Raw genomic sequence first — 17,167 nt, 5'->3', positions numbered from 1 at the left:
TTTTACATGCCTATCTAGATCGACATCCTTTAGTGGTGAAGTCAAACTTGGCTACCTAAATATAGATGTTAAATCTATATCATATCAAAGATGACAAAAACCAGACCGATATTTTCAGTTGAATTCAGACTCGAATCCGCTACAGCTTCTAGTGGGGCAGAGAACACTTAAAATACTAGCTGTTTTAGTTTCGCGGTGGCTCGCCTTCAAAATTTTGGTGATAGTGGCACTACAAAACTTTGCGCATTGTATTTATGAATCTGGTATCTTTCTTATAGGGTCAGTTGGCGCAATTATGTCATCTTTGGCGGTAGAGTGTTTTGTGAGGTAACGATCTTTGGGACATTGACCGCCAATTCTAAAATTTTCAAGTGTTGCATTATTTTCTGAATTCACGCAGTTAAAAAGCGAGCAAGTATGAACGAAAAGCAAGCTGATTTTTACATAGCTCTTATTAGTGTTCATGGTCTTATTCGAGGAAACAACCTGGAGTTAGGTCGAGATGCTGATACAGGCGGTCAAACTCTTTATGTCCTTGAGCTCGCTCAGGCATTATCAGAAAGGCCTGAAGTGGGGAAGGTCGAGCTTTTTACGCGCCTAGTTAAAGATAAGGCTTGTGATTCTGAGTATGCACAACCGATTGAAAAGCTAAACGATAAGCTCTCTATAATCAGAATAGAAGCAGGCCCAGAAGAGTATATTTTTAAAGAGCAGTTATGGGACTACCTTGATACTTTTGCTGATAATATGATGGGGTATTTCCGTCATCAAAACCATTACCCAGACATTATTCATAGCCATTATGCTGACGCAGGTTATGTGGGTAGTCAATTAGCGAATCAATTATCAATCCCCCTTATTCATACAGGTCATTCGTTAGGACGTATTAAGCGAGCACGACTCTTTGCAAACGGTGTTCCGTCAAAAGAGATTGAAGAACAGTACAACATGTCCAGACGGATTAACGCCGAAGAGCATGTTTTGGCCACAGCCGAAAGGGTGATTGCCAGTACACACCAAGAAATTGAAGAGCAGTATGAAATATATGATTTCTATCAGCCAGATCAAATGCGGGTTATTCCTCCTGGCACCAATTTAGATCAATTTCAGCCGCCGCGAGGTGATGAATTAAGTTCAGAGCTTTATCAGCAGTTAACCTATTCGCTCACCGACCCAGGCAAACCGATCGTTCTTGCGCTGTCCAGACCAGACCCACGTAAAAATATTGCCGCTTTGGTTGAAGCTTTTGGCCAATCACCTGAACTACAAGAAAAAGCCAACTTAGTGATTATCGCGGGTAACCGAGATGATGTGGATGACTTGGAATCTGGAGCACAACAAGTGTTTCATGAAATCTGGTTAATGATTGATCGCTATGACTTGTATGGAAAAGTGTCTTTGCCAAAACATCATTGTCGTAATGACGTGGCCTTTATCTATCGAATCGCGGCCGCATCGGGCGGCGTTTTTGTTAATCCAGCCTTAACAGAGCCGTTTGGTTTAACCTTAATTGAGGCATCTGCATCGGGCTTGCCAATTGTGGCAACCGAAGACGGTGGGCCAAATGATATTATTGCGAATTGTCAAAATGGAATTCTTATAGACCCATTAGAGCCACAAACCATTACCCAAGCCTTGCTTGATATGTTTAATCAGCCAAAGCAGAAAAATCAAATGATTAAGCATGGGTTAAGTGGTGTGAAGCAACACTATGCATGGAAAGCCCACGCAGAACGTTATTTAGATTTAATAACCCCAATTGTGAAAAACTCAGAACGATTGCCAAGAACACCTATTTCAAGACGCTCGGAACTGTATAGGGATAGAGCCTTGGTAACAAGCCTAGATCACAACTTAGTAGGCAATCCAGAAGCCTTAGCCGAGCTCATCGCATTGTTGAAAAAACACCGTAAATCGACTTTGTTTGTTATTGCGACTAATAGAAGGCTGGATTCAGCTCTGCGTATGCTCAAACATTACAAAATTCCAGAGCCAGACACCTTAATCACCAGTTCCGGTACTGAAATATACTATGCGCCCAAGCTTAATCAAGACCAGTATTGGGCAAAACACATCGATTTTCATTGGGTAAGACATAAAATCAAAGATATTATGGATGGTCACCCGGGCTTAAATATTCAACCAAAGGCTGAGCAAACGCCTTTTAAAATTAGTTATTATCTTAATAAGGATGTAACCGACCTTGATTATATTAACGCCATACTTCATCAAGAAGACCTGTCGGCAAATACACAGCTTTCATTTGATAATTACCTAGACATATTGCCTATGCGTGCATCCAAAGGGATGGCTTTGCGCTATGTGGCTGATCGTTGGCAAATACCAATAGAACATATTCTGGTTGCAGGTGGCTCTGGTGCCGATGAGGATATGATGCGGGGGAATACGCTCGCGGTCGTGGTTGCTAACCGTCATAAAGAGGATCTTTCTCAAATTCAAGAATTTAAGAGGATTTATTATGCAAAGCAAAGCTACGAAGCAGGCATTTTAGAGGCTATTGAACACTATGATTTTTTTGGTAAATGCCGTCCACCAGAAGTGCAAGCAGAAATAGACAGTAGTGACGCCATAGAAGGCAAGGATGTTTAGAGATGAAGTTAATGCTTTGTACAGATATGGATCGCACGGTTATACCGAATGGCATGCAAAAAGAAGCCAAAGATGCACGGAAAAAATTTACTGATTTTTGCCGTTTGCCAAACGTCAGTTTGGTTTACGTGACAGGTCGTCATTTGACATTGATGTGCCAAGCGATTGAAGAATACCAATTGCCTCAAGCCGACTATGCCATTACCGATGTTGGTACTCGTATTTATCATCACAAGCATAATCAATGGCATCCCATAGCCGCTTGGGAAAAAGAGATCGATCAAGATTGGCACAAGGTGGAACCAAAACAAATCCATGGCTTACTCGGTTCGATACTCGGTCTTTCATTGCAAGAAGTTGAAAAACAGAATCCACATAAAATTAGTTTTTATATCGATCTTCAACAACTGGATGAGCAGCAATGTTTAAGTGAAGTAAAAAAGCAACTAGCCCCTTTAAACATACCAACCAATTTGATTTGGAGTGTTGATGAAACCAGTAACACGGGTTTGCTCGATATTTTGCCATCTAGAGCCAATAAACGGCACGCTATTGAATTTCTACAACAATACTTAGGCTATCAAGCTGAAGAGATTATTTTTGCTGGAGACAGTGGGAATGATTTGGAAGTATTAATCAGTCCCATTCAATCCGTTTTGGTCGCTAATGCAACAACGGAGCTTAAAAAACAAGCGTTAGCATTCGCTGACCAACAAGGAACAAAGCAGCAGTTTTATCAAGCCACAAACACCAATCATGATAACGGAAATTACAGTGCAGGTGTATTACAAGGCGTTGTGCACTTTCTCCCAAAATTCAAGCCATACCTAAAGGATTAGAGTGACAAAATGAGTGAATCTCCTGAAACACAAATCACACTGTTTGGCGAAGTTCTGTTTGACTGTTTTAGTCATAAAGAGTTTGAGGAGCAAGTGCTTGGTGGCGCGCCGTTTAATATCTGTTTTCACCTTCAAGCATTGGGAGATAACCCTGTTTTTATATCACGAGTGGGTAGGGACGTTCTTGGCGAAAAAATCATTCAGCAGGCTAAGGACTGGGGCATTTCAACATCAAATATACAAATCGATGAAGAGCATCCAACGGGTAAGGTGCAAGTCACTTTTAAAGATGATGAGCCACACTATGATATAAAAACTGATTGTGCTTATGATTATATCAACACCTCCGAAACGAGGTTGCCTACTAACTCAAAAGGCATTCTTTATCATGGTTCTCTTGCGTTGAGAAGCCGTTATGCAAAAACACAGTTTAAAAAACTGGTTGATTCTAGAGATTGGGATATTTTTTTAGATGTTAATTTAAGAGCCCCTTGGTGGGATCAACAAAGCTTATTTCAATGGATTAAACAAGCAAAATGGGTCAAGCTGAATATTGATGAATTACGTGCGTTAGGATTTCAGCAATCCAATCTTAAAACGGCAATAAAAGCCTTTCAAGATGAATTTAGTTGTGAACAGGTGATCGTGACTCAAGGTGCCGATGGTGTTACTGTGCTGACCCCAGAAGGTTTTTTTAAAGAAATACCTGGCAAAATAAATCAATTTGTTGATTCAGTGGGGGCGGGTGATGCCTTTACTGCAGTTTATATACATGGTTTAATCAATAGCTGGTCGGTTCAAAAAACCCTCACAGCAGCTCAGTCGCTAGCCAGCAAGATTATTGGGATTCGTGGTGCCACGCCAAATAATAAAACCTTTTACCAGTCATTGCTTTCCTGATGATTCAATACAAAAATAGTTAAGAGCCTATGTACGAAGAAGTTTCCCATTCATTACTGAACGACATCCTCAATCAAATCAAACCCGATATCTACCAAAAAGATTTACGCCATTTTTATACTCGTCTTGGTGCTAATTTTTATGCGATTCATGGTTTATTTTCAAAACTCTATGGAAATAGACCTGATTTTGAGCAGCAGACTTTCAAATTGGTAGAGGTCATGGCTCGAAAATACATCAAACGTTCGGACGAGTTGAAGCAACAAGATATAGAGCGTGAGCGTGACTATAACTGGTTCCTCCACCAAAAGTGGGTGGGAATGGCGCTTTATTCAAATGGTTTTGCCAAAAACCTAAAAGATATGCAAGGACATTTGAGTTATCTGCAAGAACTAGGGGTCAACCTGGTGCATATTATGCCAATTATGAAATGCCCAGCAGGGCATAGTGATGGCGGTTATGCAGTCAGTGACTTTCGTGAAATTGATGATCGCGTTGGTTCACTTGAAGACTTAAATAATCTTTCGAAAGAGATGCGTGAGCGCGATATGCTGTTGGCATTAGATGTTGTTTTAAACCACACATCGGACGAACACGAATGGGCAGAAAAAGCACGCGAAGGTGATCCCGTATACCTTGATTACTACTACACGTTTGAGTCTCGTAATATCCCGGATATGTTTGAACAAGGTATGCTGGAGGTTTTTCCAGAAACCGCGCCCGGTAATTTCACTTGGGACGAAAAGATGCAACGCTGGGTAATGACCGTGTTCAATAATTATCAGTGGGATTTAAATTACAATAATCCGGATGTCTTCATTGAAATGCTTGACGTCATACTCTATTGGGCTAACCAAGGGGCTGATATCCTGCGCTTAGATGCGGTCGCATTTCTATGGAAAAAAATCGGTAGCACCTGTCAAAACGAACATGAAGCTCATTTGATACTACAGTTATTAAAAGACTGTTGTCAGGTGACTGCACCTGGGGTTCTGTTTATTGCTGAGGCGATTGTGGCTCCGTCAGAAGTGACTAAATATTTTGGTGAAGATGCCGTAGTTGCTAAAGAATGTGAAATTGCCTATAACGCGACATATATGGCGTTGATGTGGGATGCTGTCGCAACCAAAAATGCCAAATTATTAACCCAAGGGATTAAAAGTCTGCCTAGCAAACTAGAGCGTGCAACTTGGTTAAACTACATTCGCTGTCATGATGATATTGGCTTAGGGTTTGATGATAAAGATATTATCCAAGCAGGCTATGAACCACACTCACACCGCCGCTTTTTAATCAATTACCTGACAGGCCGTTATGAGGGATCTCATGCCCGTGGGCTCCCTTTTGCCGAGAACATTAAGACCGGAGATTCACGTATTTCTGGCTCGATGGCCTCATTGATTGGCTTGCAATACGCGGTTGATTCTGGCGATATTGAAGCCCAACAAAATGCAGTCAAACAGATTTTGCTTTTAAATAGTATGATTCTGTCATTTGGTGGGATTCCATTACTCTATTATGGAGATGAAATTGGGACCTTAAATGATGACTCCTACCTCGATGACCCGAGCAGAGTAGGTGATAATCGTTGGGTACATCGCCCATATATCGACTGGAAAAAGGCCGAAAAACGTCACTCTACAGGAACCATTGAGTATGAAATTTTTAATGGAATTAAAAAGATGATTTCGGTTCGTAAAGAAGTCGGTGTATTTGCTGATTTCAATAACCGTGAATTAATAGATGTGGGCAACCCAAATTTATTTGTCTTTAGTCGGTTTAACTCACAAAAGGCAAGTGATCGAGTTTTAGTCGTAGCAAATTTTAACACCCAACCCCAAAAGTTAGACCTAGAAGATGTCAACAGTTGGGGGAGTTATGATCAGGGCCAATTGTTTGACTTACAAAGCCGGCAAAAACCAGAAATTTATAATAATTCATTGGTCATTCCGGGTTTTGGTTTCTACTGGCTTAGAGAGATGTAAATAGGCTTAAAGCGATCGTTTAAAGTCTTTATTGCGAACTTTAAAGGCGCTAAGCGATTATTACGGATTGATTAGAATGCCTTTTCCATGGTTAATTAGCTTGCAGGGCTTTTAAGTCAGCCATCACCTCTCTAACATGGTTATCTGGGTTTACATCTCGGTAGATTTTTGCAATGCCGCCATCGGGCGCAATAATAAAACTATGGCGTTTAGCAAACTTAATCAATCCCAAGTTAAGCAGGGCGCCATAGTTAGCTGCTACCTCTGCTTTCGGATCGGACAATAAGCTAAAAGGTAAATTGTATTTTTCGGCAAAAGCTTTATGGCTTTCGGCATTATCCACACTGACCCCTAAGACCACGGCTTGCTGAGCAATCAACGCATTAATATTGTCTCGAAAGCTACAAGCTTCGGTGGTACATCCTGGGGTATCGTTTTTGGGGTAGAAATACAAAACTACCCACTGACCACGATAGTCGGACAGTGATATGGTTTCTTCATGTTGGTTGATGAGTTTAAAGTCTGGCGCTTTATCCCCGACTGCTAAATTATTTGCCTGAGCTAATAAGGGTAGAAAGCTGAGAATAGACCAAATAAAAAAGCGCACTTTAGATCTCCTTACACGAGTAGTGTAGAATTAATGTATAAATATTGTACATTAAGGTTAAGCAACATGTATCAAAAGTTGTGAGTTTGTCATTTAAGGTCTTAAGCGCATTATTTTGCCACTGTCGGTTGAGAGGTAGATATAGCCGTTTGTGTCCTGAGTTAATGCCCGAATCCGCTCATTTAAATCTTCCAATAATCGCTTCTCACCTATGACGTCACCTGCTTCATTCAATTCGATCAGATTTAAATGGCGCAACACCAAGGCACCAGCGAAAAGCTGACCTCGCCAGCTGGGAAAAGCATCGCCTTGATAAAGCATAAGGCTACTGGGTGCGATAGAAGGAATGTAGACTTTCACTGGATCAATCATGCCGGGTTTTTGGCGAACACCCACCGCAACCGGCCCCCAATATTCTTTGCCTTGAGACACTTCTGGCCAGCCATAGTTTTGACCTTTATGAACAATATTGAGTTCATCGCCGCCGCGAGGACCATGCTCTATTTCCCATAGGATGTCGCGTTTCGAATCGTAAACAAGGCCTTGTGGGTTTCGATGGCCCACGCTCCAAATTTCATCTAAGTAGTTTGGATTTCCAACGAATGGATTATCTTTGGACAGACTACCGTCAAGCTTTAAACGAATAATACTGGCGGCGTGATTAGTGAAGATTTGACCATTGTCGCGTTGGCCGCGATCACCGATGCCGAAAAATACATGGCCTTGATTATCAAACGCAATCCGGCTACCAAAATGTTGAGTTGACTGGCTGGCGGATTGAGTGATGAGCAGATCTTGCCAATCCGTTAGTTCTGATCCCTTAAATTTTGCACGCGCTAAAGTGGTCGAAGCTTCGTCAGCTTTATCTGCTAGAGGGCGCGAATAAGTAAAATATAACCAACTATCTTGGTCAAAGTTCGGGCCGGTTTGAACGTCTAGTAAACCGCCTTGACCTTGAGCATGTACCTTCGGTAATCCGCTCAACCATCGGATTTTTTTATTATTAAGGTTGAACACACCGGCGCGGCCAGATCGTTCGGTAAACACGAGTTCATTATTGCTAATAAATGTCATACCCCATACCACACCTAAACCTTCGGCCAGTGTATCGAGCTTAAAATCAGTTTGGGCATGGGCACTAGGTAATAAAATACAAAACACTAAACTTAAAGCTAGATTAAATCGGCGCATTCATAACTCCTAAATAAGGAAACGGGTAATTAATCATAGCATGATGAGTAAGTGACCCTAAAGTCGAATAAGTTACCCTGCAAAATAGTATCACCAGGCCTGGTGATATTGCTTATTTGATAGCCTTTTGTTAATGAAATGAATAAAAATATTCAATGAAACCGGCCTATAGTTCGGCTTGTGTTTCTATATAATAGAGCTTGCGGGATGGGGTGATGAGACCCTCGAGCCGATAAGTAAAACTTTGGGGCCAGACGCATTTAATGGTGAGCATCTCGCTTAATTGCCCGAGAAGCCTAAATTTCTTGCGAAGGCCGCCACCTGAACCCTCGGGTTCAGGGACCGTCGCTCCATTCCGTTCCTATTTCCAGCCTTTGTGAGCTTATTAGCTTACAGAGGCTTTTTTGTTTGGGCTGGTATTTTAGCGACGATCGCCTACAATCTTGGATATTGTTCACACTCAGATTAACAGGAATAACTGAATGACACAGGTTCATGTACTTGAGGTCTCTAAAAACCTAAACCAAACTCGGCGCGAATTGCGCGCAAGGCGTAAGGCGTTAAGTGTTTTTCAACAGCGCCATCACGAAAAAGCCGCCAGCCAAGCTTTGTTACGAAGTGCTTGGTTGCAACGCCCTAAACGTATTGCGGTGTTTCTAGACCAAGATGGCGAACTCGCCACTAAAACGTTAATCCAAGCATTGTGGCAACGACATCACCAGGTTTACTTACCCATTATTCAACCTAAGACCGGCCATTTAAGCTTTGGTGTCTATCAACCTGACACGCGACTTGAGCCCAATCGTTTTGGCATAAGTGAGCCGGTTGTTCAACGCGCATCGGATTTGGTAAAAGCACAACAGTTGGATTTAATTATCATGCCGTTGGTTGGTTTTGATTTAGAAGGCCGGCGTTTAGGTATGGGCGGTGGCTTTTACGATAAAACTCTGGAATTTAAACTTAAACAGCCAAAACGCAAACCGCGCTTAATTGGATGGGCGCATGCTTGTCAGCAGGTTAACGGCTTAACTCCTCAACCCTGGGATGTGCCGTTGAATGCATTGGTGACAGAAGCTAAGTTGCATCTGTTTTAGTTTACACATTTGATTCTTTTCTATATATCCCTTCTTTAAGTACGTGTTATTAATATGTTTTGTGTAAATATCAATTTTTTTAGTTGATCTAGGTCAATTATAGTTACAAAAATCTTAATTTTTGCACTATTCTGTTAAAAAAGGCTAAGTAGTTTGAATCTGCGAATACGGCCTTTTTCTTTTTTTAAATTAATAATATAAATATATTAATAATATAAAAAGAATGAGGATACGTATGACACAAAAAATTACACAAAAAGAGTACCAATTACCAGATGACATGATCATCCTATCTACAGCCGATTTAAAAGGGAATATTGTTGATTACAATACCGCTTTTAGAGAGGCGTCTGGCTATGCAGATTCCGAACTAATAGGCAAGCCGCACAACATCCTGCGTCATCCGGATATGCCTAAGCAAGCCTTTAAAGACTTTTGGGATACTATTCAACAAGGTCGTCCCTGGTTTGGCATTGTAAAAAATAAACGCAAAAATGGTGATCATTACTGGGTAGCGGCGAATGCCAGTCCAATAATAGAGCAGGGTAAAATAACCGGCTATTTATCAGTACGTTACCCGGCGAGTCGTAATCAAATTACTGTGGCTGAGACGCTATATGCCAATGTGATCGCGGGTCGAGCCAAGTTTCCCGTCACTAAACTCAAGTCCAGTTATGTTAAGCCCGCATTGGCTTTAGCCTCGTTGCTAGTGATTATTCCTCAGTTAGTGTGGCTTTTATGGGGGATGGGAAATCCCTGGTTTGCGTTTGCAAGTGCTTTATTTGGGGTGGGGATTTTAGGTTACCAGTCATGGTCAAATTCGAGCATTAGTTCAGTATTAAAGCGTGGCAGTGAGGCTATTTCCAACGGAGAGTTCCACGAAAAGATTAATGATGATTCAGAGTGGGGGTTCATGCTGAATATGATTCGCTCACGAGTCGGTGAATCGGCTGCACGCAGTTATGATGCCCTTCGGGCGGCACAAATCATGACCACCGCATTGGATACCGCCAGTACAAACATCATGATTGCGGACCAAAACTTTAACATTATTAGAACGAATCAAAGTCTCAAAAAGATGTTTGATAAAAACCAGGCCAAAATTCAAGAGGTTTTGCCAGACTTTGTTGCTAAGGATGTCGTGGGTTCAAATATGGATGTGTTTCATCGTGATCCAAGTCATCAACGCCAAATGGTGGCGGCTTTGCAAAATACACATCAAACCGAAATTAAGCTTGGTAAATTGGTCCTGCGCCTCACTGTGACGCCGATTGAATACAAGCATGAACGTTTAGGTTATGTCGTCGAATGGTTGGATCGTACGATTGAAGCGCATATCGTTGAAGATATAGGTTTGGTTGTAGAAGGTATGAAATCTGGTCTATTAAGTCACCGGGTTAAAGCTGAAGCAGAGGGAGCGTTCGAGCAAATTAAACATGACATAAACCAAGCAATGGATATTATGGAAGACTTTATGATGGATGTAAAAACCATCAGTTTAGCCCAGTCTGAAGGAGATTTAACTCCTCGTTTAACAGCCGATTATAAAGGCGTCTTTTTTGATGTGAAACAGGCTATAAATAATTCGTTAGAGAACCTAAATGAAACAGTAGCAATGGCCATGCTGTCAGCGGATACGGTGACCGCATCGGCACGAGAAGTTGCACAAGGTTCAGCGGATTTAAGTCAGCGTGTACAACAACAAGCCGCAGCGGTCGAACAAAGCTCTGCAACGATGGAAGAGCTCAGTGAAACGATAATGCATAATGCCGAGAATTCACAGGAAGAGTCGAAGGTTGAGCATGAGGTTGAGGCGAAAGCTAAGTTAGCCGCGGAGGTCATGCATAAAACCATTGAAGCGATGAGCCAGATTCAAGAATCGAGTCACAAAATCTCAGATATCGTCACCTTAATTGATAGCATTGCGTTTCAAACCAACTTGCTTGCTTTAAATGCGGCCGTCGAAGCGGCTAGAGCCGGTGATCATGGAAGGGGGTTTGCGGTCGTGGCCGGCGAAGTTCGTGCTTTGGCTCAAAAATCGGCCGAAGCTGCAAAAGATATTAAAGATTTAATTAATGAGAGTGTTACACGAATAGACCAGGGTACTAAGTTGGCTCAAGATTCGGGTGAATCAATCAGTGATATAACTAACTCAATTGAACAAGTGGCCAAAATGAGTGAAGAAATTTCACAGGCATCACAAGAGCAAGCGCAAGGGATTGGTCAACTTAAGGCCGCTTTGTCACAGATTGACAGTGTCACCCAGCAAAATGCGGCGTTAGTTGAGCAAACGTCCGCGGCGGCCGAAAGTTTAAATGACAACGCATTTGAGCTTAAACAAAAAATGGCCTTTTTTAAAACCCGTCAGCACTCAGTCAAACTCGATAAGCCTGCGTTGGCACTCATGGAAGATAGTGAGAAAAAAGTCTAAGTGCACCTAGCCGTGTGGGCTTATTCAGTTTCCTTTCGAAAGATTAAGTCCACCGAGCTACTACTGTCTCGACTATCGCTTTTTAGTAGCCAGTTGGGGGTCAGCTGGTAGAAAATCTGTACGGCATTATTTTGTTGGCCGGATAAATCACGTGCATAACGCACATATAAATCATCCGTTAAGGCTCGGCCTAATAACAAACTACTAACCTGTTGATCTTGCACGTCAAAATAAATATCTTCAATTCCCAATGTCCGCGTCAGTTGGTTTAAAACCGGTGTATTGTTTTGAATCCCCAGTTTATAGAAGGCCGACAAAATTTGCGATTCGTAATTAGGTTCGGTTTCCAAGTCGCCTGCGCGTCCAAATACCAGCAGATTAATAATGCGCGCTTGAGACAAGGACGGGGTGGAGTAGAACACAAAACCGGGTTGGCTGGTGCTACCAGTAATGTTTAGGCGTGCGGTAGTTTGGTCTACCGTACGAAATAGATTAACGTTTAAAGCTGGGTTGGCAATGACGCCGGTAAAGTTGAAGCTGGAACGGTCAATTTGAACTCGATTACGATGGTCCAAGTTGATATAACCTTCGCGCAACAAGACTTCGCCAAAGGCGCGCATATTTCGGTCTTGCTCAGTTTGCACTAAACGCAATTCACCGCCCAAGTATGCCTGAGCATCGAGTAGATTAATTTTGACTTGCTCCCCAAGCCCCACAGTTAAGTCTAAGTCTAAAGTCAGGTTAGACTCATCTTGTCCGATAGGCTGGTTTTGCTCATTTATGATGATTTCATCACTGTGTGGACGTGCTTGTTGATGTAATGGCATCGAATCCAGATTGAAATAACTGTCATGCAGCTTTACGCCACCGCTCAGCCGAGCCCGACCGTTTGTTAGGCTAAAAGCTATTCCGGCTTGTGTATTCAAATGGGCGAAATTGGTTTTAAGCAATTCAATAGAATCACTGGTTAGCTCAATCTCTATGCGCGGTACAGTTTGTAAACCCGTTAAGTTAAGGCTTAATTCGGCTTGGCGTTTATCCGGTTGTTGCCAGAGACCATGCGCGTTAATTGCTTGCTCGGCCACCTGTGCTTGTAAGTTAATAGATTGCTCCGCCAGGCCTAATATTGGTAAATCAAAATCCATTGCCATGCGCGCGCGCGTATCGTGTGCAATTTCATTAAGCTGCCCAAATAACGCGGTTTCTAAGTTTAGTTGAGTTTTATGTAACGTGATCAGTTCGGCTAAGCGTTCCCCAATTTGCCATTCATTAAGCTGCAAACGTAAATTGCCATCCAGTTCAGCTTGTGACCAGGCCTGCTGGTTGCGTAACGTGATTTTGGCACTAAAACCGCCGCTGTCATTTAAGCCCGCATGACTGGTTAAATCCGCTTGTTGATTGGAGAGATTAAACTCGGTTTGCCAATCGGTTACAGTCAGCGGCCACTCAAAACCTTGTTGCATAAGTCGCACATCTAGTTGTAGCACACTGAGGGTTTGATGTGCTCTGATATCGCTTTGCCAGTTGATTTGGCCTTGCCCATTTAAGCGGCCATCCACTTGTAAATCATTCGGCAACCAAGGCCTAACCCAATCAAAAATCGGTAAGGCATTAAATTGCCAGTTAGCCTCGGGCGCATCGACCTCAAAGCACAGTTGTGCGAGTGGGTCCTGATCTGAATGCAAGCAGGTTTGGGGTAAACGCACCAGATTTGGGGCTTGCCAGTTTAAGTCGGTTGTCTGGTTTAACTGCCAATTACCCGTCGCCTCGTTACTGATTTCTAACCAGTTTAAACGCAGCGTTTGCTCACGCCAGCTCGGGTTGGTTTCAAACCATTGTGCTTCTAGCATGAGTTGCGGATGTTGCCATTGTAAATCTGTGGTTAAACCGGCTTCGGATGGTTGACGTGTTAGATTGAGTTGCTCAATTAACAAGGTGCTGATTTCTGTCTCCGCACTATATTGATTCAGTTGATTTAATTGTAAATCCAGATCCGCCCACTGCGGCTTGTTTAATGGAACGCGCGCGTTGAGTTGTGCTTGATTCAACCTAAAATCTTCAAAACGTAGTTGGTTGAAATCCACTTTCAAATCCGCCCAGCCTTGGGTGAATGCCAGGGTTTCGCTTTGATTGTCGCGTTGTCCTTTTGATTGCAGAGTTAAATTGGCTTGACCACTTAACTCCTTGGCGAGTTGGTTAAGTTGGTTGAGTTGAGCACTTAGGGTTAAATCAAAGCTTTCAGCCCAGCGGCCATTTAGTTGGATTTGGTTATCGCCTAATTGAACCTGAGCGTGCTTGATCTTAATGTCGGATAAATCCGAAGTCGTATTGACGTTAGCGTTAACTCTTCCGCTGTGGGTGCCATAAGTTAAGTCGAGCTTCTGAATCGTGAACGCATAGTCGGTATCGTTAATCAGTTGGCTATCGATTTGGCCACTTATTTGCAGTCGCTCGGGTAAACCTGTTAAATCGAAGGACGTTACAGTCAATTGACTGTCGCGCTCAACCAAATCGTGCAATTGATAATGCAATTGCGTATTGAGCTGATAGTCTAGGTTTGGGCGTAACCAGTCGAGACGGAAATCTTGTGTCGTTAGCTTGATATCTGAGCTGGCGAGCGATAAAAGGGTGTGTCCATTGAGTCGAATTGATCCCATCTGTTCGGATTGGGCTAGCAGATCGAACTGAAGTTGTTGTGTTTTATCTAACTCGGCTTGCCAAGTCAGTTTTGTGCTGGGCAGGTCATTGAATGCCAAACCCAGGTTGGCTTGGCTGTCGAGTTGGTTGGATTCGAGTTGATAGTGAAGCTGGCTTTGACCGCTTAATTGATGCAGTTTCCATTCCGGTGTCAGTTGCGCATCCAACGATAACCAATCCGAGTTGAGGGTAAATTGATCCGAATTTCGCTGAAGGTGATGGTGTGATTCAAGCTGATAGGGGTGAGTGATATTCAAGTCCACACTTAAATCGTCTAATGAGCCTTGCCATTGCGCCTGCCAAACTAAAGTTGGATTGTCTGGATTGAGCTGATCCAAACCAGTCAGCCCTTGTAAGGCCAGATTCATTTCACCCGCAAACTCGCGAGCGGTTTTAAAGTTAATCAAAGCGTCACCCGATAGCTGGTGGGGCGCATAATCTATGTTTAGTTTGCTCAACTGAAGTTGACGATCACGCCATGCTAGCGCGGTCGAAAGATTCGGCAAATTTTGGCTAGGTTGTTGTTCTAACTGCAGGAATGCTTGATCTACACTCAGCTCGTCCACTTGCAGAGCGAAGCCCAAGGCATCAACAAACGCAAACGGCTCGGTGTTTGGCGTATCAAGTTTTGGTGGTTTAGTTGAGCTAACCTGCACTTGCGCCTGTCTAATCGCTAGTCGATTAACATGCAGCTTCGACTTTAATAAAGCCAAAAGCTGCCATTCAAATTCTAGCTGTTCTACTTGAACCTTAGCCTGTGGTGTTTGAATGCGCAGGCCTTGAATTTGCAGTCCATTTATCAGTCGACCCTGGCTGGATTCGACCTGGACTTGGCCATATGTTAGATCGTTGAGATAAGGCCAAATTTGATTGGGTGCTTGTGGCGAAACTATCAACCAACTCAATAAGCCCATTACAGTTAAAGTAGCCAGCCCCAATAGGCCTAATAAGCTGATTAGGCACCATTTGAGTAAGGCATAGCTTAGAGTTTTTAGTCGATTCATCATAAATCCAACCCAATTGAAAAGTGCAATCGCCAATCCGATTGGTCTTCTGAGATCGGCCAAGCGACATCCAGTTTAGCGGTACCAACCGGCGTAAATCCACGTAAGCCTAAGCCTGCGCCGACTTTGAATTCGTTCGGTTGATCGTCAAATACTTGGCCAGCATCACTAAACGCGCCCACCCCTAAGTATTTAGAGAAACGATAGTCAGTTTCAATGCTGCCTAACATCATATTTTTTGCACCCACCAGGCCTGTATCTGTTTCAATCCCGATGGTTTCAAAGCCATAGCCACGCAAATTTTCACCACCCAATAGATAACGATAGGTCGCCGGTAGTGTTTCGGGCGCATTGGTGGCGGTTATTACCGTTCTAACCCGAGCGTGGAATCGCCAAAAATCAATCGGTGAGACAACGCCACGTGCGCCAAGTTCGAGCTGCAAAAACTCCGTGTCCGATAAAACCTGTTTGCTAGCGATTCTAAGCCCACTGTCTAAGCGATAGCCTGAAGACGGGTAGGCTTCATCATTGACCCAGCGCTTTTGGATATTGACGCCTGATAGTAAAGTTTGGCTGGTTTCATCTGGTTGTTCTTGGTAACGATAGGTTTCCGTTTCCAGCGAAATAAACGGGTTGAGGCGCCAAAAACGGTCGATTTGATAAACATATTCGGGCATAAAGGCCGTACGGTATCGTTTCAAGTTGCTGGATTGGGTGGCTTCCCAACCCAGGCCGATGTTCCAACTTTGTTTGCTTGGGCGTTGCCCCGGAATTCGGTAGTTAATGTCAAAAGACTGGGCACGTTCGCCAATCACGCTTTCAATTTGGTAATTGTGCCCTTGTTGATTAACTCGCCGATTTTCAAACCCAAATAACAAACGCGCGCCGGTATCACTGCCAAAACCACCACCCATGTTATAGCGATGGCGCAAATTATCTTCCAGCTCGACTTGAATCGGAATCGCACCATCTTGTTCGTCCGCAAACTGCGGTTCAATTCGCACCAAACCAAAATAGCCGCTGTCAATTAAGCTTTTTTGCAGATCGGATAGAGCGTCACGCTGGTAGCTTTCTCCTGGCTGAAACTCAACAAATTTGGCGAGGAAATCATCATCAAGCGCTTGGTTACCTATAAAGTTGACTTCGCCAAATTGGTAGGGCATGTCAGTATTTAAATGAATTTGAATGTCGACCGCTTTTTCGTGCGGATAAACCCGAAATACGCGCTGCTCAAAATCGGCATCCATATAACCTTGGTCTAAGGCTAAATTGGTTAGATCTCGTAAGGTGGCTCTGTAGTCTTGATGTTTAAATACCTGGCCAACTTTCAAACGCAGATCAAATTGACGGTATTGTTGCCAGATTCTTAAATCACTTCCCGGGCCGAGGATCTGCAAATCAAGCTTACGAATTTTAACTGTGGAACCCAAGTCGATTTCAAACTTGGCTCGCGTCACTTCTTCTAAGCGCTCAAGTTCACTTTGAATTTGAGCTTGATAGTAGCCTTGGGTTTTTAATGTATTCAGCAACTCGGTTTCGCCACGCTCAAACAGAAAGTTGGTCTGAGCCGGATAGGCGTCATTTTTGAGATGCGAAATGGATAAGTTGGCACTCAATTCATTTAATAACTCGGTTTTATTGGAGGCGTTGTGTTTGATTTGCACTTCAATATTTGGCTGCGCGGAAACCGAACTAGCGCACAGAGTCAAGCTCACCCAGTAAACTGACAACCCAATTAATCGAGTGAATCGTCGTAATCGGCGGTTAGTAAGAATGAGAAGGGATAAAGTTAGGCGAAAAAGCCACATG

General features: G+C 43.1%; 10 protein-coding genes. 6 read left to right on the top strand and 4 right to left on the bottom strand.

The window, feature by feature from the left end:
• Positions 1-417 precede the first annotated feature (417 nt).
• The 4 genes from N746_RS0107125 to N746_RS0107110 are packed head-to-tail and all read left to right on the top strand — an operon-like array spanning position 418 to position 6,334.
• A complete protein-coding gene (locus N746_RS0107125; protein WP_029935246.1) occupies positions 418-2,610 on the top strand; it encodes an HAD family hydrolase in 2,193 nt (730 codons plus the stop codon).
• 2 nt (positions 2,611-2,612) lie between these two features.
• Positions 2,613-3,449, top strand: a complete 837-nt coding sequence (locus N746_RS0107120) for an HAD-IIB family hydrolase (protein WP_029935244.1) — start codon at positions 2,613-2,615, stop codon at positions 3,447-3,449.
• A gap of 9 nt (positions 3,450-3,458) precedes the next feature.
• Positions 3,459-4,349: a PfkB family carbohydrate kinase gene (locus tag N746_RS0107115; protein WP_029935242.1), complete on the top strand. Its 891-nt coding sequence runs from the start codon at positions 3,459-3,461 to the stop codon at positions 4,347-4,349.
• Between the two features lie 29 nt (positions 4,350-4,378).
• On the top strand, positions 4,379-6,334 hold the full coding sequence (locus N746_RS0107110) for an alpha-amylase family glycosyl hydrolase (protein WP_029935240.1): 1,956 nt from the start codon (positions 4,379-4,381) through the stop codon (positions 6,332-6,334).
• Positions 6,335-6,425: 91 nt separating this feature from the next.
• Here N746_RS0107110 and N746_RS0107105 read toward each other — a convergent pair whose 3' ends face one another.
• Both N746_RS0107105 and N746_RS0107100 read right to left on the bottom strand, forming a co-directional pair.
• Complete coding sequence (locus tag N746_RS0107105) at positions 6,426-6,941, bottom strand: peroxiredoxin (RefSeq protein WP_029935238.1); 516 nt, start codon at positions 6,939-6,941, stop codon at positions 6,426-6,428.
• A 93-nt stretch (positions 6,942-7,034) separates the two neighbouring features.
• Positions 7,035-8,132 carry a PQQ-dependent sugar dehydrogenase gene (locus N746_RS0107100; protein WP_029935236.1) on the bottom strand — a complete coding sequence of 366 codons (1,098 nt, stop codon included), beginning with the start codon at positions 8,130-8,132 and terminating at the stop codon, positions 7,035-7,037.
• A 482-nt stretch (positions 8,133-8,614) separates the two neighbouring features.
• On the opposite strand from N746_RS0107100, the gene N746_RS0107095 reads away from it, so the two are divergent.
• Positions 8,615-9,226 (top strand): 5-formyltetrahydrofolate cyclo-ligase, encoded by a 612-nt coding sequence (locus N746_RS0107095; RefSeq protein WP_029935234.1) that lies wholly within the window; start codon positions 8,615-8,617, stop codon positions 9,224-9,226.
• 235 nt (positions 9,227-9,461) lie between these two features.
• A complete protein-coding gene (locus tag N746_RS0107090) occupies positions 9,462-11,657 on the top strand; it encodes a methyl-accepting chemotaxis protein (protein WP_029935232.1) in 2,196 nt (731 codons plus the stop codon).
• Positions 11,658-11,677: 20 nt separating this feature from the next.
• Here N746_RS0107090 and N746_RS0107085 read toward each other — a convergent pair whose 3' ends face one another.
• Complete coding sequence (locus N746_RS0107085) at positions 11,678-15,361, bottom strand: translocation/assembly module TamB domain-containing protein (protein ID WP_081835996.1); 3,684 nt, start codon at positions 15,359-15,361, stop codon at positions 11,678-11,680.
• Positions 15,358-17,166 carry an autotransporter assembly complex protein TamA gene (locus tag N746_RS0107080; protein WP_051678568.1) on the bottom strand — a complete coding sequence of 603 codons (1,809 nt, stop codon included), beginning with the start codon at positions 17,164-17,166 and terminating at the stop codon, positions 15,358-15,360. Before N746_RS0107080 ends, N746_RS0107085 begins: the two co-directional genes overlap by 4 nt.
• Between the last annotated feature and the right edge of the window lies 1 nt (position 17,167).

It is taken from the genome of Thiomicrospira pelophila DSM 1534, assembly GCF_000711195.1.
Taxonomy (GTDB): domain Bacteria; phylum Pseudomonadota; class Gammaproteobacteria; order Thiomicrospirales; family Thiomicrospiraceae; genus Thiomicrospira; species Thiomicrospira pelophila.
Note: the sequence above shows the minus strand (reverse complement) of the source record. Positions and strands in the feature narration are given on the sequence as shown.